13 protein-coding genes are annotated in these 18,427 nt (G+C 55.8%); 10 read left to right on the top strand and 3 right to left on the bottom strand.

Translation table 11 applies throughout. The features are described 5' to 3' along the window. Positions 1 to 8 precede the first annotated feature (8 nt). The 10 genes from dppC to GA0061070_RS01475 all read left to right on the top strand — a co-directional run bounded on the left by dppC (position 9) and on the right by GA0061070_RS01475 (position 14,901). Entirely contained in the window at positions 9 to 911 is a 903-nt protein-coding gene (gene dppC, locus GA0061070_RS01525; protein ID WP_090133067.1) for a dipeptide ABC transporter permease DppC, read from the top strand. 10 nt (positions 912 to 921) lie between these two features. Then, positions 922 to 1,905 (top strand): dipeptide ABC transporter ATP-binding protein, encoded by a 984-nt coding sequence (dppD, locus tag GA0061070_RS01520; RefSeq protein ID WP_090133065.1) that lies wholly within the window; start codon positions 922 to 924, stop codon positions 1,903 to 1,905. Further along, positions 1,902 to 2,915 carry a dipeptide ABC transporter ATP-binding subunit DppF gene (gene dppF / locus GA0061070_RS01515; RefSeq protein ID WP_090133063.1) on the top strand — a complete coding sequence of 338 codons (1,014 nt, stop codon included), beginning with the start codon at positions 1,902 to 1,904 and terminating at the stop codon, positions 2,913 to 2,915. The genes dppD and dppF overlap by 4 nt, the downstream gene beginning before the upstream one ends. Before the next feature lie 774 nt (positions 2,916 to 3,689). Further along, positions 3,690 to 4,211, top strand: a complete 522-nt coding sequence (bcsO, locus tag GA0061070_RS01505; protein ID WP_090133059.1) for a cellulose biosynthesis protein BcsO — start codon at positions 3,690 to 3,692, stop codon at positions 4,209 to 4,211. Continuing rightward, positions 4,202 to 5,005, top strand: a complete 804-nt coding sequence (gene bcsQ, locus GA0061070_RS01500; RefSeq protein WP_090133057.1) for a cellulose biosynthesis protein BcsQ — start codon at positions 4,202 to 4,204, stop codon at positions 5,003 to 5,005. The genes bcsO and bcsQ overlap by 10 nt, the downstream gene beginning before the upstream one ends. Positions 5,006 to 5,021: 16 nt before the next feature. Further along, complete coding sequence (bcsA, locus tag GA0061070_RS01495; protein WP_090133055.1) at positions 5,022 to 7,130, top strand: UDP-forming cellulose synthase catalytic subunit; 2,109 nt, start codon at positions 5,022 to 5,024, stop codon at positions 7,128 to 7,130. Then, positions 7,127 to 9,412 carry a cellulose biosynthesis cyclic di-GMP-binding regulatory protein BcsB gene (gene bcsB, locus GA0061070_RS01490; RefSeq protein WP_090133054.1) on the top strand — a complete coding sequence of 762 codons (2,286 nt, stop codon included), beginning with the start codon at positions 7,127 to 7,129 and terminating at the stop codon, positions 9,410 to 9,412. Before bcsA ends, bcsB begins: the two co-directional genes overlap by 4 nt. A gap of 14 nt (positions 9,413 to 9,426) precedes the next feature. After that, positions 9,427 to 13,422: a cellulose biosynthesis protein BcsC gene (locus GA0061070_RS01485; protein WP_090133052.1), complete on the top strand. Its 3,996-nt coding sequence runs from the start codon at positions 9,427 to 9,429 to the stop codon at positions 13,420 to 13,422. Then, entirely contained in the window at positions 13,419 to 13,901 is a 483-nt protein-coding gene (gene bcsD, locus GA0061070_RS01480) for a cellulose biosynthesis protein BcsD (RefSeq protein WP_090133050.1), read from the top strand. The genes GA0061070_RS01485 and bcsD overlap by 4 nt, the downstream gene beginning before the upstream one ends. A gap of 4 nt (positions 13,902 to 13,905) precedes the next feature. Then, a complete protein-coding gene (locus GA0061070_RS01475; protein ID WP_090133049.1) occupies positions 13,906 to 14,901 on the top strand; it encodes a family 8 glycosyl hydrolase in 996 nt (331 codons plus the stop codon). A gap of 39 nt (positions 14,902 to 14,940) precedes the next feature. On the opposite strand, the gene bcsG is transcribed toward GA0061070_RS01475, so the two are convergent. From bcsG to bcsE, 3 genes are read right to left on the bottom strand one after another with little or no spacing between them, the layout of a single operon-like run. After that, the gene (gene bcsG / locus GA0061070_RS01470) at positions 14,941 to 16,620 is read right to left on the bottom strand and encodes a cellulose biosynthesis protein BcsG (protein WP_090133048.1); all 1,680 of its coding nucleotides are present in this window, start codon (positions 16,618 to 16,620) and stop codon (positions 14,941 to 14,943) included. Next, entirely contained in the window at positions 16,613 to 16,810 is a 198-nt protein-coding gene (gene bcsF / locus GA0061070_RS01465) for a cellulose biosynthesis protein BcsF (protein WP_090133047.1), read from the bottom strand. The genes bcsG and bcsF overlap by 8 nt, the downstream gene beginning before the upstream one ends. Beyond that, a complete protein-coding gene (gene bcsE, locus GA0061070_RS01460) occupies positions 16,807 to 18,366 on the bottom strand; it encodes a cellulose biosynthesis c-di-GMP-binding protein BcsE (protein ID WP_090133045.1) in 1,560 nt (519 codons plus the stop codon). Before bcsE ends, bcsF begins: the two co-directional genes overlap by 4 nt. Positions 18,367 to 18,427 lie beyond the last annotated feature (61 nt).

Genomic DNA, 18,427 nt, shown 5'->3' with positions numbered 1-18,427 from the left:
GGGCCATCATGTCACAATTTACTGAAAATAAAGTTATTACTGCACCGGTGCCGATGACGCCGTTGCAGGAGTTTTGGCACTATTTCAAACGCAACAAAGGTGCGGTTGTTGGCCTGGCCTACGTGTTGATCATGCTGATTATCGCCGTGTTTGCTAACTTCCTTGCGCCGCACAACCCGGCCGATCAGTTCCGCGATGCGCTGTTGGCACCGCCAGTCTGGCAGGACGGCGGCACCTGGGCGCACATTCTGGGTACCGATGATGTGGGCCGCGACACACTGTCGCGCCTGATGTTTGGCGCCCGTCTGTCGCTGCTGGTGGGCTGTCTGGTGGTCGTACTGTCGCTAATTGCGGGTATCGTGCTCGGCCTGGTTGCCGGTTACTTTGGCGGCGTTATTGACAACATCATTATGCGTGTCGTCGACATTATGCTGGCGTTGCCGAGCTTGCTGTTGGCGCTGGTGTTGGTGGCTATCTTTGGCCCGTCGATCATCAACGCCTCGCTGGCGCTGACGTTCGTCGCTCTGCCGCACTATGTGCGACTCACGCGCGCCGCCGTGCTGGTGGAGGTGAATCGCGACTACGTGACCGCTTCCCGTGTTGCCGGTGCGGGCGCGATGCGCCAGATGTTTGTCAATATTTTCCCCAACTGCCTCGCGCCGCTGATCGTTCAGGCGTCGCTGGGCTTCTCGAACGCCATTCTCGACATGGCCGCCCTTGGCTTCCTTGGCATGGGTGCGCAGCCGCCAACACCGGAGTGGGGCACTATGCTCTCCGACGTGTTGCAGTTCGCGCAGAGTGCCTGGTGGGTCGTGACCTTCCCGGGCCTCGCGATCTTGCTGACGGTGCTGGCATTTAACCTGATGGGTGACGGTCTGCGTGACGCGCTCGATCCCAAACTGAAGCAGTAAGAGGTTCGAGATGGCGTTATTAAATGTAGATAAATTATCGGTGCACTTCGGCGACGTTGGCTCCGAGTTCCGCGCCGTAGACCGCGTAAGTTACAGCGTGAACCAGGGCGAAGTGGTTGGTATCGTTGGTGAGTCCGGCTCCGGTAAATCCGTCAGTTCACTGGCGATTATGGGATTGATTGATTTCCCCGGCCGCGTAATGGCCGACAACCTGAAGTTCAACGGCCAGGATCTGAAACGTATTTCGGAAAAAGAGCGCCGTAGTCTGGTGGGCTCCGAAGTGGCGATGATTTTCCAGGATCCGATGACCAGCCTGAACCCGTGCTACACGGTCGGTTTCCAGATAATGGAAGCGATTAAGGTGCATCAGGGCGGGAATAAAAAAACCCGTCGTCAGCGCGCAATTGACCTGCTGACGCAGGTCGGTATTCCCGATCCGGCCTCGCGTCTGGATGTATACCCGCACCAGCTCTCCGGCGGTATGAGCCAGCGCGTGATGATTGCCATGGCGATTGCCTGCCAGCCAAAACTGCTGATTGCCGATGAACCCACCACCGCGCTGGATGTGACCATCCAGGCGCAGATCATTGAGCTTTTGCTGGAGTTGCAGCAAAAAGAGAATATGGCGCTGATCCTGATCACTCACGATCTGGCGCTGGTGGCGGAAGCGGCGCACAAAATCATTGTGATGTACGCCGGCCAGGTGGTAGAAAGCGGCGAAGCGAAAGATATCTTCCGCGCGCCGCGCCATCCTTACACCCAGGCGCTACTGCGCGCACTGCCGGAGTTTGCGCAGGACAAAGCGCGTCTGGCTTCGCTGCCTGGTGTTGTTCCGGGCAAATATGATCGCCCCAATGGCTGCCTGCTGAATCCGCGCTGCCCGTATGCAACGGATAAATGCCGCGAGCAGGAACCGGCCCTGAACACCGTTGATGGCGGCCGTCAGTCCAAATGTCACTACCCACTCGATGACGCCGGGAGGCCAACACTATGAGTATGCACGAGGCCACCCCGCAACAGCCGCTGTTGCAGGCTATCGACCTGAAAAAATACTACCCGGTGAAGAAGGGGATGTTTGCCCCGGAACGCCTGGTGAAGGCGCTGGATGGCGTGTCGTTCACCCTGGAGCGTGGTAAAACGCTGGCAGTGGTGGGTGAATCTGGCTGTGGTAAATCCACGCTCGGTCGTCTGCTGACGATGATTGAAACCCCGACTGGCGGCGAGCTGTATTACCAGGGTCAGGATCTGCTGAAACACGATCCCCATGCGCAGAAGCTGCGTCGGCAGAAGATTCAGATCGTCTTCCAGAACCCGTATGGCTCGCTGAACCCACGTAAAAAAGTGGGGCAGATCCTCGAAGAACCTCTGCTGATTAACACTTCCCTCAGCAAAGAGGCGCGTCGGGAAAAAGCGCTGGCGATGATGGCGAAAGTCGGTCTGAAAACCGAGCATTACGATCGCTATCCGCATATGTTCTCCGGCGGTCAGCGTCAGCGTATTGCTATCGCCCGCGGCCTGATGCTCGATCCGGACGTCGTGATTGCCGACGAACCGGTTTCCGCGCTGGACGTCTCCGTGCGTGCGCAGGTGCTCAACCTGATGATGGATTTGCAGCAGGACTTGGGGCTTTCGTACGTCTTTATCTCCCACGATCTGTCTGTGGTTGAGCATATTGCCGATGAAGTGATGGTGATGTATCTCGGCCGCTGTGTGGAGAAAGGCACGAAAGACCAGATCTTCTCTAATCCGCGTCACCCGTACACTCAGGCGCTGCTCTCTGCAACGCCGCGCCTGAATCCGGATGAGCGCCGCGAGCGCATTAAACTGATCGGCGAGCTGCCAAGCCCGCTGAATCCACCGCCGGGCTGCGCCTTTAACGCCCGCTGCTCCCGTCGTTTCGGCCCCTGCACGCAGTTGCAGCCGCAACTGAAAGATTACGGTGGTCAATTGGTCGCCTGCTTTGCCGTCGACCAGGAAGAAAACGGCGAGAAACCACACGCGTAATCCACTGTGCCCGGCAGCATTCAGGTTGCCGGGCCTGCCATCTTAGAACCTATCTCATTAGGCTATTTTATTTGCTGGTTTGGCCCTGGGCAGTGCTCAAAATCCTCACGTACTACGTGTACGCTCCGGTTTTTCCGCGCTGTCCGTGTCCAAACCACCGGCAACAATTACGCCTACTGGGATAGGCTCTTACTCTGAACCCGCTTAGCCGATATTTTCCGTTGCTGACAATTCTTATAAACATTCCGGATTCATTTTGGAACTTCCAATAAATTTCCCTTAAAAAAACGGACGCAGAGATAATTCCAGCAGGAATAATGGGTTAGCGGAATAAAACAGTTTTGTGACTCCTGCTGATTATTTCTAAATATTTCAATATGTAATTGAAAATTAAAAATATTATTTCTTTGTCTGGATTAATACTCTTTTAATAAATTATTAAGCGTTATTAATTAATAATAATTTGGTTTAAATTGGTTTTTATACCTATGATGTCGCTGAATTTTTGGACGTTAATACTTTAATGGATACCGCGACAAAAAAAGATGGCACATGTATGGGGATTGTTTATATATTTACCGGAAATAAACATCGTGTTAGCAATCCTGAAATGCAACACGTAAAAACAGGCGGAAGGTCATCGCCGAAACATTATCTCGTACCCACGCAACACAGCACAGCCAAAATAAAAAGCCACAACTCGACCAATATCCGGGCGCTGAGATCTTTAGCGGTGGTGGGGACAATATTATTTTGTAAATCATGAGATTAACAATGAATCATTATGATGATTTGCAGAGGTTTAAGGATAAAACCCGCAACCAGAAACACAATTTTAAGGATCTCTCCGCGCAAAACCCTGGCAGCGACCAGGGAAACTGGACGCTGATCCAGCAACTCTCTCCGGCAACGGATGAATCGATGCTGACCATGGGCGGCCATGTTTCTGTCCCCGTCCCGCAATCCGTTGAACCGGATCTTTTTGCCAGCACAGAGAACACATCCGCTGCCGACGTCAACGAGCCTGCGTCAACACCGGCTCCTTCCATTTTTCAAGCGGTTGCCAGCCAGCTTGCGACGGTCATCCCGCCCTCGGTGCCTGAGCCCGCTTCGGTGCCCGAGCCCGCTTCGGTTCCCGAGTCCGCCCCGGTGAGAGCGCTGACTGCCGGAGGGGTAAAATCTGCCGCCGTCAATTACGCGCAACTCTTCGCCGCCAAAACGCCGGAAGCAAAGCCGAAAACGGAAAAAAACCAGCCATTGCACTCGTTGTTAGAAAGGATCGCGTCATGCCGTTGATTTGTGTTTGTTCGCCGAAAGGCGGTGTCGGAAAAACGACCCTGACGGCGAATCTGGCGTATGCGCTGGCCCGTTCAGGCAGTAAAGTGCTGGCGCTCGATTTTGACGTGCAGAATGCGCTGCGCCTGCATTTCGGTGTACCGCTCACCGACGGGCGCGGCTACGTTACCAAAGCGGCGGAATCATCGGACTGGAGCCAGTTTGTCCTGACCGCAGGCGGCAATATCTTCGTTCTGCCTTATGGCGATGCCACGGAAAAGCAGCGCCTCACATTTGAAGAGCGGCTGGCGAATGACGAGCACTTTTTAACGCGTGGGCTGAATGCGCTGTTGAACTATCCTGGGCTGATTATCGTCGCGGATTTTCCTCCAGGGCCGTCGGCTGCGTTAAAGGCCATGTCGCGGCTGGCTGATGTGCATCTGGTGACGTTGCTGGCGGATACCGCATCGCTCTCCCTGCTGCCACAAATCGAAAACAACCGCCTGACGGGAGAGGTGCTCAACCGTAAAGCTGGCCACTATTTTGTGGTCAACCAGAGCGACAATCGCCGCCAGATCAGCCGTGATGTCACCACGTTTCTTGAGCAGCGCCTGGGTAACCAGCTTCTGGGTGTGCTGCACCGCGATGAAAGTGTTGCTGAAGCGAATGCCTCACAGCAGTCGGTGTTCGATTTTAGCCCGGCTTCCGCAGCCGCTTTCGATATTGAACTTATTGCAAAACGCGTCGCCGGCATCTTAGGCGTCCAAATCGGTGACGGGACGGTTCACAACTCGCCGCGCATGTCTGGTTTCTAACGCTCACGGGCAACCTATGAAAAAGCTTATTTCTGTTTTGCTGGTGCTGGCAATGGTTCCTGTCGCCCTGCTGGTGGTCATTACGCCGATGGACAGCCAAAAGCAGTATATTTTTGGCCTGATCAGCATAGGCATTTTATTCCTGCTTGGCTTTTGCAAAAAGCGCAGCGTTTCAGTGATTATGGTCGTGATGTCGGCGCTGTTGTCGACACGCTATATCTATTTCCGCCTGACGCAAACCCTGCATTTTAACTCAGAGATTGAAACTCTGCTTGGCATGGGGCTATTCCTGGCGGAAGTCTATGTATGGGTGATGCTGCTGCTGAGCTACCTGCAAACTGTGTGGCCGCTGAAGCGTGAACTCGTACAACTGCCGGATGATATGAGCCTGTGGCCGACGGTGGATGTCTACATTCCGACCTACAACGAACCGCTGGATGTAGTGCGTGATACGGTGCTCGCCGCGCAGTGTATTGACTACCCGCGCGATAAGATGAACATCTACCTGCTTGATGACGGCAAACGCCGGGAGTTTGCGGTGTTCGCCGCCGATGTCGGCGTCGGGTATATCACCCGTAATGACAACGCGCACGCCAAAGCGGGCAACCTGAACCACGCGATGAAGCTTACCCACGGTGAGCTGATCTGTGTCTTCGACTGCGACCATGTCGCCACGCGAATTTTCCTGCAAGCCACGGTCGGCGGTTTCCTGAAAGATCCGAAACTGGCGCTGGTGCAGACGCCACACTACTTCTATTCACCGGATCCATTTGAACGCAACCTGTCGGTAGGCCGTAACATTCCCAATGAAGGCTCGCTGTTCTACGGCCCGATCCAGCAAGGCAACGACAACTGGAATGCCACCTTTTTCTGTGGCTCGTGCGCAGTGATCCGTCGCAGCGCGCTGGAGGAGATTGGTGGTTTTGCCGTGGAAACGGTGACTGAAGATGCGCATACCGCGCTGAAATTGCAGCGTCTGGGCTGGGGCACGGCGTTTGTCGATATCCCGTTGGCGGCAGGTCTGGCGACCGAACGTCTGGTACTGCATGTGATCCAGCGTACCCGCTGGGCGCGTGGCATGACCCAGATTTTCCGCCTCGACAATCCGCTGCTGGGACGCGGGCTGACCCTTCCGCAGCGTCTGTGCTACCTGAGCGCGATGCTTTATTACCAGTTCGCGCTGCCGCGAATCGCCTTTTTGACCGCGCCGCTGGCTTATTTGCTATTTAACCTGAACATTATTCACTCCTCGGCCAGTCTGGTCTTTGCCTATGCGCTGCCGCATTTGTTCCTTGCGGTGTACGTTAATTCGCGTCTGAACGGACGCTTCCGTTACAGCTTCTGGGGCGAGATTTATGACATCGTGCTGGCGTTCCATATTGTCCTGCCGACAATGGTCACTATGTTGTTCCCGAAACGCGGGAAATTTAACGTCACCGATAAAGGCGGCCTGCTGAACGTTGGCTATTTTGATTTCAGTGTGGTGCGCCCGCATTTGATTATTGCGGTTTTGCTGGCAGCCGGCGTGGTTGCCGGGATTGTCCGCGCTTGCGCCCATGATTACTTTGGCGTCGATCCGCGCGTTATCGCCCTCAATGTTGGCTGGGGTCTGTACAGCCTGATCTTCTTGCTGGCGGCGATTGCCGTGGCGCGGGAAACCCGCCAGACCCGCAAAACAATCCGTATTGATGTCGATATTCCGGTGTTGATCCACTATGCCAGCGGTATTACCTCACGCAGCAAGACCGCCGATTTATCGATGGGCGGCTGCCGTATCGTGGTGCCGGACGATCGCCATCAGAGCGATGAAATCGAAGAGATTGAACTGCTGCTGCAATCGGGTGCGATTGCCATTCCGGTTCGCATCATCGCCAGCGATGCAGAGTATATCCGCCTGATGTTCGACGATATTCCGCCATCGCGCCGCCGTGAACTGGTGCGCGTGGTGCTTTCCCGCGCGGACGCCTGGATCCATCCGCCGAAACCGCAGGACAACCCATTCCGCTCGATGGTGACCATTGTGCGCAGCGTTTTTGATCTCTTCTGGCTGACCTGGAAATCGCGTCGGGAAAACCGCCGCCTGCGGGCAGAACTGGCGGCGAAAGCGGAGGAGGGCAGCGTATGAAACATCTGACAACGCTGGCTATGCTGATCGGTACACTGTTTATGGCGCCGCTGCACAGTGAGGAAACAACGGTTTCGTCGCTGCTGCCGGTCAATTTACCCCCGCCGACAACGGCGCAAAGCGCATCGGCCTTTGTGCCGTCTGTGATCAATAGCGTTAGTCTGGCGCAGATGGGGCAACCGCAGGGGTTAACCCTGAGCGGCGGCCAGTTCCAGGGCGGCGTCGATTTTACCCTGCCGATGGATCAGGTGATTACCAACGCCCGGCTGGCGCTGAATCTGAAGGTCTCCCCGGCAATGGCGGCGCGTAATGCGACCTTGCAATTGATGCTTAACGGCCAGCCGCTGGGCACCGTACCGCTGACCGCGACCGATAGCGATTTGTCGCGCTACCAGCTAGATATTCCGGCAGCGCTGATGGTTTCCAGTAACAACCTGAGCTTCAAAATCAATGATGGCGATGCGATGCAGTGCCAGCGCGATCTGAACGATAAGTATCGTGTCACTGTCCTGCCGGATTCGCGTTTTGAGCTGGAAGGTCAGCAACTGGATGTCGGCGCCGATCTGAGCCACTTCCCGCGCCCGTTCTTTGACAGCATGCAGATGTCGCCAACGACCATTGCGATGGCGTTCGGCGCGACGCTGAGCGCCGATGCCATTAGCGCGGGTGCATTGATCTCCTCGTGGATGGGGATTGAGGCCGATTATCGCGGCATCTCGTTTGCGGCGTATCACGATCGCCTGCCGGAACAGAACGGTATCCTGATCGGCCATCCTGGCGAGCAGATCGGCGGCCTGACGTTGCCGCAAACCACGCAGCCGTTGCTGAAAATTATCGATAACCCGGCGAACCCGGTGTACAAACTGCTGCTGGTTGTCGGCAAAGATGAACATGAACTGCGTGCGGCGGCATGGCGGCTGACGCGGGGCAATTTCAAGCCGCAAACACCTGCAATCGATGTTACGGCGCAGACCATTCCATCGAGCAAACCCTATGATGCGCCGCGCTGGATCCCAACCGATCGTCCCATCAAGCTTCATGAGTTGATCCGCAAAGATCAAAACCTGACCTCCACCGGGATCTGGCACTCGCCGTTGCAGGTGGCATTTCGCGCTGCGCCGGATCTGTTTTTGTGGGATGGCGAAACCATCCCACTGCATATTGGTTACCGCTTCCCGTCGGAAAACTGGATCGACGAGCAGCGCTCCTGGCTGAGCATGACCATGAACGACACTTTCCTGCACAACCTGCCGGTCAATAAACAGGGTGCGCTGGAAACGCTGTGGCACAAACTGGGCGGCGATGCACGCCAGGAGTCGTTCGATATGCCGCTAGAACCGTACATGATCTACGGTGATAACCAGCTCTCGCTCTACTTCAACATCGTGCCGAAAGAGAATGCGCCGTGCAGCACCTTGCTCAACAACAACATTAAGAGCCGTATTGACGATGATTCATGGATTGATTTAAGCCACACGCGTCACTTTGCGTTGCTGCCGAACCTCTCCTATTTCGTTGGCGCGTCGTTCCCGTTTACTCGCATGGCGGACTATGCGGAAACAGTGCTGATGCTGCCGCAGAACCCGTCAGAAACGCAGCTCGCTACGCTGCTGGATATGGCTGCGCGCTCCGGTAATGCCACCGGAACGGCGCTGGGACATAACCGCGTGGTGCTCGGCGTTCCCACTGGCGGCGGCCTGCAAGAACTGGTGCGCGATCGCGACGTGCTTGCGGTCACGGGCATGGATCAACACGACTTCAACCACGCGCTGCTGGCGGACTCACCGTTTATCACCCGTGACAACACGTTGGGCGTGCGTGCGCCTTCCCTGTGGCAGAAAGTGCAGCGCTGGATAGCGGGGGACTGGGCGGCCGAAGGCCTGGAAGCCGACCGCTACTTCTCCTCTAACGAAGCGTGGCGCGGCTTTATCAGTTTCCGCTCGCCGTGGAACGATGAGCGCCTGGTGGTACTGGCGCTGGGCAGCAGCGATGAACAGCTTTCGCATCTGCATAACGATCTGGCCTCGTCGCGCATTAACGCCGGTATTCGCGGCGATGTCGCCATCATCACCAATGAAAACGGTGTGCGCAGCTTCCGCGTCGGCGAACAGTTCCCGAGCGGTCAAATGCCACCGCAGATGATGGTGGTCTGGTATGCCAACCAACACTCAGCTCTGCTGGCCATTTTGGGACTGCTGGTTGGTTCACTGGCGGGCTGGTTGCTCTATCTGGCGCTGAAACAGCGCGAGCGTAAACGTCTGGATCCGGAGAACAGCAAGTGAAAAGGGTGACCACAATGCGAAACAAAACCGCCCGACGGTGGACGACCGTTTGCCTCTCCGGCGCACTTGCGCTTAGCGTTGCCGGGCAGGCACAGGCTGCGCCGAATGAAGCGGCCTTAAAAGCCCTGTTCGATCAGGCCAACTACTGGCATGAAAAATCCCATGACGACCTGGCGATAGAGTCACTGAAAAAGGTGTTAATGGTTGATGCTAATAACACCCAGGCGATGTACCTGATGGCACTGTGGGCACAGCAAAATGGTGATTTGCAGACCGCCGCGCAGTGGCGTGCGCGGCTGGCACAAACCGCGCCCGGCGATAGCGAATTACAGGCGCTGGATAACGCCAGACAGATGGCGCAGGTGCCGCAAGGCCAGCTCACGCTGGCGCGTCAGCAGGCGCGGAGCGGCAATATTCCGGCTGCGCTGGAGACCTGGCGTAGCCTGTTTAACGGCAATACGCCGCCGCCGGGTCTGGCGCCGGAATACTACCTGACGATGGCGAGTGACAAAGCGCTCTATCCGCAAGCGCTGGCGCAGATGCAGCACATTGTGGCGCAGAATCCGCAGGACAATGCTGCGCGCGTGGCGCTGGGCAAGATGCTCACCTGGCGTGAAGAGACGCGTCGCGACGGAATTTTACTGCTCGAACCGATGGCCAGTGGCAGCAAAGATGCCGATGCCGGTTTACGTCAGGCACTGCTGTGGCTTGGGCCGCAGTCCGGCGATGAGCGCTTCTACGACACCTGGCTACAGCGCCATCCGCAGGACAGCGAAGTTCAGGATTATTACCGTAAAAACATCGGCGGTGCGGCTAAAGGCGCGGGCTTTAGCGCACTGAACAGCGGCGACAGCAGTACAGCGAAGCGGCAGTTTGAACAGGTATTGCAAACCAACCCGCAGGATGCTGATGCACTGGCGGGCATGGGGTATATCGCCCAGCGCAATGGTGACTATCAGGCGGCGGCGCAATACCTGAACCGGGCAGCGAGCCAGGGCGGCGATGCCTCCGCCGAGCGCAAAACACAGGCGGAAGATGCGGCATTTTACGGCCAACTGGCGCAGGCGCAACAGGCGCTGAAAGAGGGCAATGTTAGCCAGGCGTTGGCCTTATCTGCACCGCTGGCGCAGCAGAGCGGCGAGCAGGGAACGGCGGCAAAACTGTTTCGCGCTGATGTGTTACGCCAGAACAAAGATTACGCACAGGCGGAACAGGCGCTGCGCGCTATTCTGACCGACCAGCCACAGAATGCCCCGGCGCGCGAAAACCTCTATTACGTTCTGCGCGATCAAAATAAGACGGCAGAAGCCCAGAGCATACTGCGAACCTTACCGGCCAGCTTGCAGGCGAAGCTACAACCGCGCGTGGTAACTGGTGCGCCGGGCGATCCGCTACGTCGCCAGGCGCAACAACTTGCCGCCAGCGGCAATACACCGCAGGCGATTGTCCTGTTGCGTCAGGGCGTTGAGCGCTTGCCGGACGATCCGTGGTTGCGTCTCGATCTGGCGCGGTTATTACAGCAATCCGGCCAGCAGAGTGAAGCGGCTAATGTCATGCTTCCGGCGCAAAGCAGCGGCGCGGGTGCCAGCTCCCTGTATGCCGCTGCGTTGTTCGCCAGTGAAAATGGCGGCTGGCAGCAGGCCAGCTCGTTGTTGTCGCGGATCTCGCCTGCGGGGCAAAACAGCCAGACGCGCGATCTCGCCCGCCGGGTGAACTACAACCTGCAAATGGCGGCCGCCGATCGTTACCTGGCGCAGGGCAATACTGTTGCCGCGTCGAATACCCTGAAAGCGCTTGCCAGCACGCCGCCGGAAAGCCCGGCTGATGCCGGAAAACTGGCGCGAATGCTGGCGCAAACCGGCGATCTGACAACAGCGGTTTCGCTGGTGCGGGCGAATATGCAGCAGGGTGTGCAGGGCAATGCCGGGGATTACGCCGATCAAATTGCCGTGCTGAATCAGGCCGGGCTGAACCAGGAAGCGCAGACGTTTGTTTCCAGCCCGGAGATGCAGGCGCGCAGCACCCCGGCGCAGCTGGCGGGCGTGCGTAACGGTTATGTGATTAATGAAGCCGATCGTCTGCGCGAGCAGGGCAACTATGCCGCCGCCTATGACAAGCTGATTCGCGCGTTGCAAAGCGATCCGCAGAATACCGATTTGATGTTCGCCATGGGCCGTCTCTACCAGAGCGGCAAAATGAACAAAGAAGCGGGCGTGCTGTATGACTACCTGATGACGCGTGACAGCGACGATCAGGCCGCGCGTGTCGGCGCGATTGATGTGGCGCTGGCGGAAAATAACGTTGATAAAGCACAGACGCTGGCGAATGGCCTGCACAGTAACAGTTCCCCGGAACGCCTGCTGTTGCTGGCGCGGCTGGAAGAGGCGAAGGGCAACCATCAGCAGGCGATGACTTTGTTGCGTAGCGCACGCGGCAAGCTGGTTGGGCTGGAGTCAACCAACAGCGAGGCCACGCCGACAATTGGTGGTGTTTTGTTGGCTGATAATCCGTTTATGACCACCAGTAAAACCACGGCTGACACGGCTGCGCCACAGTCGCTGTATGGGCAGACGTTACCGTGGCAAGTGGCGCAGGTCGCCCGAGAGCCGGGCAGTAATCTGCCGGGCACCATGCGTACCGATCTGCCAGTGGAAACGGCGCAAAGCCGTACGCTGCGCCAGGTGGATGACATGATGCAGCAGATGAACGAAAAAACCGGAATGTGGCTGCAAGGTGAAGTGGATATTCGCGGTCGCGATGGGGAAAGCGGCACCAGCAAGTTAACGGAAGCGAAAGCGCCGCTGACCTGGTCCAGCTCGCCGTTCGGCGATGCACGCTTTGAATTTACTGCCACGCCAGTCAGCCTCAGTTCCGGTAGCGCTTCAGGAGACGCCTGGCGTCGTTATGGTTCAAACCCGCTGGCGGATGCGGCGAGCAATATTGCCACTTCTATCAGCAATGCCAACAGCTCTACGGCAACGGACGGCAGCGATAAATTTACCGATCTGGCACGTTATGCCGATGCCAGCAAACTAACGCCGTTTACCGATGAGGGTTACAATAACCTGACCTCTTTATTGAGTTCGAGCCGCCTGAAAAGCCTGAGTGCATCGAACTACAAGAAGAATTACAACGACGCGATTAACGCCTCTACCGATTCGCAAAATGCCAGCGGTGTGGAGTTGAATATGGCGCTCAGCGGCGATAGCTACAAGCTGGATATCGGCAGTACGCCGCTCGGGCAGGATCTTACTTCGCTGGTGGGCGGCGTGAAGTGGTCGCCGAAACTGACCAACTACCTGACGCTGATCTTTACCGGCGAGCGCCGCGCGATCACCGACAGCCTGCTATCGTATGTCGGGCTACAGGATAAATACTCCGGTCAGCGCTGGGGGCAGGTCACCAAAAACGGCGGATCGGTACAGTTAAGTTACGATGATGGCGATGCCGGGTTTTACATCGGCGGTGGGGGTTACAGCTATCTCGGAACGGACGTTGCCAGTAACACCAGCATGAACGCCAACGCCGGGGTCTATTTACGCCCTTGGCACGACGATTTCCGCCAGTTGCAGACCGGTTTGAGCGTGAGCTGGATGGATTTCTCGAAAAACCTCAGCTATTTCACCTACGGCCAGGGCGGTTACTTCAGCCCGCAGAACTATGTCAGCGTCTCTTTACCGGTCGATCTTTCGCAGAAAATCGATAACTGGAAGCTAAGTATTGGCGGCGCTGTGGGTTATCAGTCTTATACCCAGGATAAAAGCGACTATTTCCCGACCGAGCCTGAGGCACAGAAGATGCTCCAGCAACTGGCGAATCTGGGTTTTATTAAAGAGGCGCAGTACCGGGGTACTTCGCAAAACGGTATCGGCTACAATTTCCATGCGGGGCTGGATTACAACGTGAATAAAAATATGACGGTGGGTGGCAGAGTCGGCTACGACACCTTCGGCAATTATAACGAAAGCACCGCCGGGATTTGGCTCCGGTACATGTTAGGAGACAAATGATGACACACACTTCTGATACGCCGTTGCTCTCGTGGTTTCAGCAGCAGCAAACGGCGCCGGGCTGGTTCGATCTGCTGAGCGTAATGATTGACGGCATGGTAAGCAACGTCGGTGAAGCAGAAAGTCTGCCGTTCCTGCGACAGATGGGCGATGCAATGGCGGAACGCACGCCGCTTCCGCCGTCGGAAACCGTGGGCGAACTGGAAGCCAATATCAATGCGCAACTGGCGCTATTTAACTGGGGTTTTATCGATATCGACACCCGTGATGATGGGCTGGCATTTCATCATCAGGGTTTGCCGGTCGCGCGGGAAGAAGCGCACCGGACCCGCTGGTGCTTTGCTTTTTGCGCCGTGCTTGAGGGACTATATACCCGCTGGATGCGGGAGCAGGGCGGCGCGACAAGTCTCGTTTTTACCCATGAAAGGCTCTATTCTGTGTCGGATGTTCTCTTCCGTTACGCTAACCCAAGTGAGTAATTCCATGTTGAAGCGCGTATTCGCCGCACTGGTGGTGATGGTGAGTCTGTTATTTACGTCATTTTCCCAGGCTTCTGCGGCCTGGGATAGTTATAAAGCTCGTTTTTTGATGCCGGATGGGCGCGTCGTCGATACTGGCAATAAAAACGTTTCCCATACTGAAGGCCAGGGTTACGCCATGTTGATGGCGGTGGCCAGTGATGACAGAGCGGCCTTTGACAGCATATGGAACTGGACGAATAAGACCCTGAGGAATAAAGATAACGGCCTGTTTTTCTGGCGTTATAACCCGGTGGAAGCCGACCCTGTTGCCGATAAAAACGATGCGACAGATGGCGATGTTCTGCTGGCCTGGGCGCTACTGAAAGCGGGGCAGCGCTGGAATGTTCCGGCTTATACCAGCGCGTCAGACGCTATCACACAGGCCGTGCTGAAACATACTGTGGTGAGTTATGCCGGTTACCGCGTGATGCTGCCGGGCGCGAACGGCTTCAATCTCAACACCTATGTGAACCTGAACCCCGCCTATTTCATCTTCCCTGCGTGGCAGGATTTCGCGAAACGGAGCCACCAGGTGGTGTGGCGCGATTTGATCACCGACGGGCAAAAACTGCTGGGAAAAATGCGCTTTGGTAAAGCGCAGCTCCCGACAGACTGGGTTTCGCTGGCGGCGGATGGCAGGCTTTCCCCGGCAAAAGAGTGGCCGCCGCGCATGAGTTATGACGCTATCCGTATTCCGCTGTATGTCAGTTGGCAGGATCCGCAAAGCGCGCTGTTGACGCCGTGGCGTAACTGGTGGCAAGGCTTTAACCGCAATCAGACGCCTGCCTGGGTGAATGTGACGACCAACGAAACAGCGCCTTATATGATGAACGACGGGCTGCTGGCGGTACGTGATTTAACGCTGGGAGAACGACTGGCCGAGCCGCAAATCACCGCGCAGGATGATTACTACTCTGCCAGCCTGAAGATGCTGGTGTGGCTGGCGCAACAGCGCTAACCAATTGGCCCTCTCCCTGGCGGGAGAGGGCGCAGGACGCTACTGCGGATACGGTACCCAGTCGCCACCGTTCAGGCGAACATATGGCTTGTTCTGGTACTGCAATACAATGGCGTTGGCGTTTTCAGAAACCGGCGCCGTTTGCGGCAGATTACTGGTGAGTTGCTGCCAGTTGACGCTGTCCTCGGCGAAGATTTTGCCATCCAGCACGCGCGTCACCAGTTCTGATATCGCCAGGAAGCTGCTTGGTTGGTTAATCTCAATCGGCGCGCCCTGATGCGGCGCTTTCATGCCGAAGAATTTAATCGCTGTCGGTACGTTGGTAATTGACGGGCTTGGAATATCACGCAGGCCGGAAACCTGCATTTTGTCGCCCCTCAGCGCCGCCCCGTGTTCCGGCACCAGCACCACCATCACTTTACGCCCGGATTTTTCCAGCTGCGTGAAGAAGGTATCCAGCTCATCAAACAGTTTCTGCGCGCGTAGCTTGTAATCCGCCGTTTTACGATCCCCCGGATAGTGGTTCCCGTCGTGCAGCGTCAGCAAATTATAGAAGGTTGCAGTGCGCTGCCCCTGTTTGAAACTATCCGACTCCATCCAGCGGTTCAGCACGGCGGTATCGTCATAGACCGGTGAACCATCAAAAGAGAGCAGCACAGGCGTCAGGCCAGACTGAGCCATCAACGGTACCTGCACGCCACCGTTATCGCGGATCTCTTTCAGGAAGCCGCCAAACTCGCCGTTATGATCCATCATCAACTGCTGGGAAAAACCAAGTTTCGACAGATTATCAAACAGATAGCATTGGTTATTAGCCTGCTGATAGAGGTTTTTGTGCGACGACTGGCCGCAACTGGCGCGCAGCAAACGAATCGCCGCCGGGCCGCTGTAAGCAGTAGCAGAATTGAAGTGTTTAAATACAATGTCGAAATGCGACCACAGTGGGTGCGACATTAACCCTGCCGCTTCGACATCGTCCCAGGAGAGAGAACAGATATTGATGATCAGCAGGTCAAACGGCTGGGCGTCAGCGGGAAGCTGAGCCGGGAAAGTGCTCTGGCGCTTCTCTTCCGAGGCGTAAAAACTGGCAAGATAAGCATTCAGGTTGTCCGAGGTCGGCGGCGCGGTTTGCGCCGGCATATCGCCCACTACCGGGGTACCGCTTGCCGCCGCGACGGTTGCAGCCGCAGCGCCGCCGGTCGTTGCGACTGTGGTGGTTGGCTGGCCGCCAGGCCATAAGTTAAATGCCGGCCCGGTCAGGGTCAGCACATTCAGCCAGATCATAATGGCGACGACAAACACGGTAACGCGGATCCACTGCGACAAAAACAGCCACGCCACCAGCAGGACAAACACCCCGCCGATCATTTGCCAGTTGATAAAACGGGTCACCAGATCAAGCAGATAGTCGGCGCTGAAACCCGCAACCTGCGAGCCCTGACTCATAATACTTTCTGGGCCGGGCAGCCAGGTGTCATGCCAGAAGAGAGCAAAACCAATTGGCAGTGCGACCCAGTGACGCAGACGATGTAACTTCACGCGCGGCAACGGCATCAGCAGGAATGCCATAAATACCAGGTTCAGCAGTGGATGAAAGTTAAGGTAGCCCGCCCATAACAAACCGAATTTCAGCAGAAAATAGAAATTCCAGCCGGAGAGCCCGCGCCAGTATTGCCACAGCGGCAAAGGCGTTTCAGTGGTCGTAGATGAATTAGTCATGTTTGCGGTCTGCCTTGACGAACGATTCCCGGCGCAACATTCCTGCCGGTTTTACATAGCGAGGTCTGGTAAATAAGATCCGAAACGCGGACCGGATAGGGCGTATCCAGTGGCGCGCAAGGTAGCCCAGTGGGAAAAAGATTAGCGCACAGAAGACGATAAGCTGAACGATATCGCTAACTGACATCATGATGTGCGCTCCGTGGTGTCACTGAATAAGCGGTAAGGCTCCGGAATACGACGCCAGCCAGTACCGTCATGTTCGACATTAATGACTCTCTTCGTTTTGGCAGTATCAGGCAGCGGTTCAGGCAGTTTTTCCGCCGTCAGCGTCCGCATTTGCATCAGCTCTGCGGCGATCTGATTATCTTCAAACCACACCATTCGGTTTGAGAAGATGTCGGTCGTCGGCAACGGGAAAATATGGTTCAGGGCAGTATCAAGGTCGTTGACCCGGCAAAAGGACAAAAAGAGCACCAGTCGGTTATCGCTCATGCTGACGATATCCCCCATGCGGTTAGGGCGACAGAGGGTAAGTGCCTGCTCGACGCGAATACCCGGTACCGGGCGCAGCGCAACCATCACCCCTTTGCCATCCGGCGGCAGCAGTTGGTTATTGACCATATTGCTTATCGCATCGCAGAAGATATCCCACGGCTGGTAACCACGCAGCTTCAGAGGCTGGGTCATGGAAAGCAGGGAGGTTATATCTTCCGGCACCAGCCGGTTGAATTGTTGTCCCTGCACGCTTTCAATCAGCGTCAGGCAGCGCGACAGCGGTGCGTTCCAGGGAACAACCATGTTCGCGCCGCAGCCAAGCAACAATCGCTCATCAGTTGCGCGCAGGCTGGCCTGACTTTCACGGACGATAATTTTTAAACCGCTGCCGCGCTGACGACGCAGGGTATGTACCTGGCGGGCTATGCTGTCTATCTGGTTGTTTTGCGCCAGGGAGAAAATCAGCGTTGCCGCCTGGCTTGAGCGGGCTTCTTCAAACAGGGCTTCGTTTGTTTTAAATAAAGACCAGTATTCGGAAAGCGGTGGTGCACCTTCCAGAACCGCCACATTACTTAATATTCTTTTTTCATCGCTGCGCGGTTGTACGGCGGTTTCTTCCTGCTTCGCTAATTGCCACTGGTCGTCATGGTGATGGAGAACCAGTTGCTGCCTGGCGCTTATCCCTTTTTCATTACACCACCAGGCGATATCGTAAAGATGCATACCATTTTGATAGCGTAAACTTGCCAGACCAAATAGTGAGCGATATTCACTCATTAAAATCGAGGCTTGTTTGTCATTGTTGCTGCCAGGATTAATAACAAGCAAGGTGCAGTTATGATATTTCGCCCACGCATGAGTTTTTTCTAACCATTGATGTATACGGTGACCAGGAACATTCTGCCAGGCATTATTAGCACAGAGCAGTAGAAGTAAATAATTCTCAGGTTCAATAGTGCAAAGTAAATCTCGGGAGAAAAAGTATAGACTTTTGCTCTGGTTTGGCATGGAAAATAGATGGATTATTTTGGGGCCGTGATGTTTATTCAGTTTAAGAATGTTCTGTAGATCGTGATCCATACCGATGACCGCGACGTTTGCATCGGCATCTTGCTGTGCAATAGTTTGATTCAGAAGGCTAAATGCGTCATTTTCGCGATCGGTATTTAGCCACCAGACACCGCCCGTAGGCATATGACGCAGTTCGTCCCATAAAGACCGAATGCCAATAGAAAATATGGGGTTCACGATGTCCCTCTTGAAACAAATTTGTTTGTATCTCAGTTTACTAGCGAAAACTAAAAAATAA

This window comes from Kosakonia oryziphila (genome assembly GCF_900094795.1).
Lineage (GTDB): Bacteria > Pseudomonadota > Gammaproteobacteria > Enterobacterales > Enterobacteriaceae > Kosakonia > Kosakonia oryziphila.
Note: the sequence above shows the minus strand (reverse complement) of the source record. Positions and strands in the feature narration are given on the sequence as shown.

Excerpts from the sequence above, each read along its gene's own strand:
- dppC (WP_090133067.1), top strand. The coding sequence starts at position 9 with ATGTCACAATTTACTGAAAATAAAGTTATTACTGCACCGGTGCCGATG.
- dppD (WP_090133065.1), top strand. The coding sequence starts at position 922 with ATGGCGTTATTAAATGTAGATAAATTATCGGTGCACTTCGGCGACGTT.
- dppF (WP_090133063.1), top strand. The coding sequence starts at position 1,902 with ATGAGTATGCACGAGGCCACCCCGCAACAGCCGCTGTTGCAGGCTATC.
- bcsO (WP_090133059.1), top strand. The coding sequence starts at position 3,690 with ATGAATCATTATGATGATTTGCAGAGGTTTAAGGATAAAACCCGCAAC.
- bcsQ (WP_090133057.1), top strand. The coding sequence starts at position 4,202 with ATGCCGTTGATTTGTGTTTGTTCGCCGAAAGGCGGTGTCGGAAAAACG.
- bcsA (WP_090133055.1), top strand. The coding sequence starts at position 5,022 with ATGAAAAAGCTTATTTCTGTTTTGCTGGTGCTGGCAATGGTTCCTGTC.
- bcsB (WP_090133054.1), top strand. The coding sequence starts at position 7,127 with ATGAAACATCTGACAACGCTGGCTATGCTGATCGGTACACTGTTTATG.
- GA0061070_RS01485 (WP_090133052.1), top strand. The coding sequence starts at position 9,427 with ATGCGAAACAAAACCGCCCGACGGTGGACGACCGTTTGCCTCTCCGGC.
- bcsD (WP_090133050.1), top strand. The coding sequence starts at position 13,419 with ATGATGACACACACTTCTGATACGCCGTTGCTCTCGTGGTTTCAGCAG.
- GA0061070_RS01475 (WP_090133049.1), top strand. The coding sequence starts at position 13,906 with ATGTTGAAGCGCGTATTCGCCGCACTGGTGGTGATGGTGAGTCTGTTA.
- bcsG (WP_090133048.1), bottom strand. The coding sequence starts at position 16,620 with ATGACTAATTCATCTACGACCACTGAAACGCCTTTGCCGCTGTGGCAA.
- bcsF (WP_090133047.1), bottom strand. The coding sequence starts at position 16,810 with ATGATGTCAGTTAGCGATATCGTTCAGCTTATCGTCTTCTGTGCGCTA.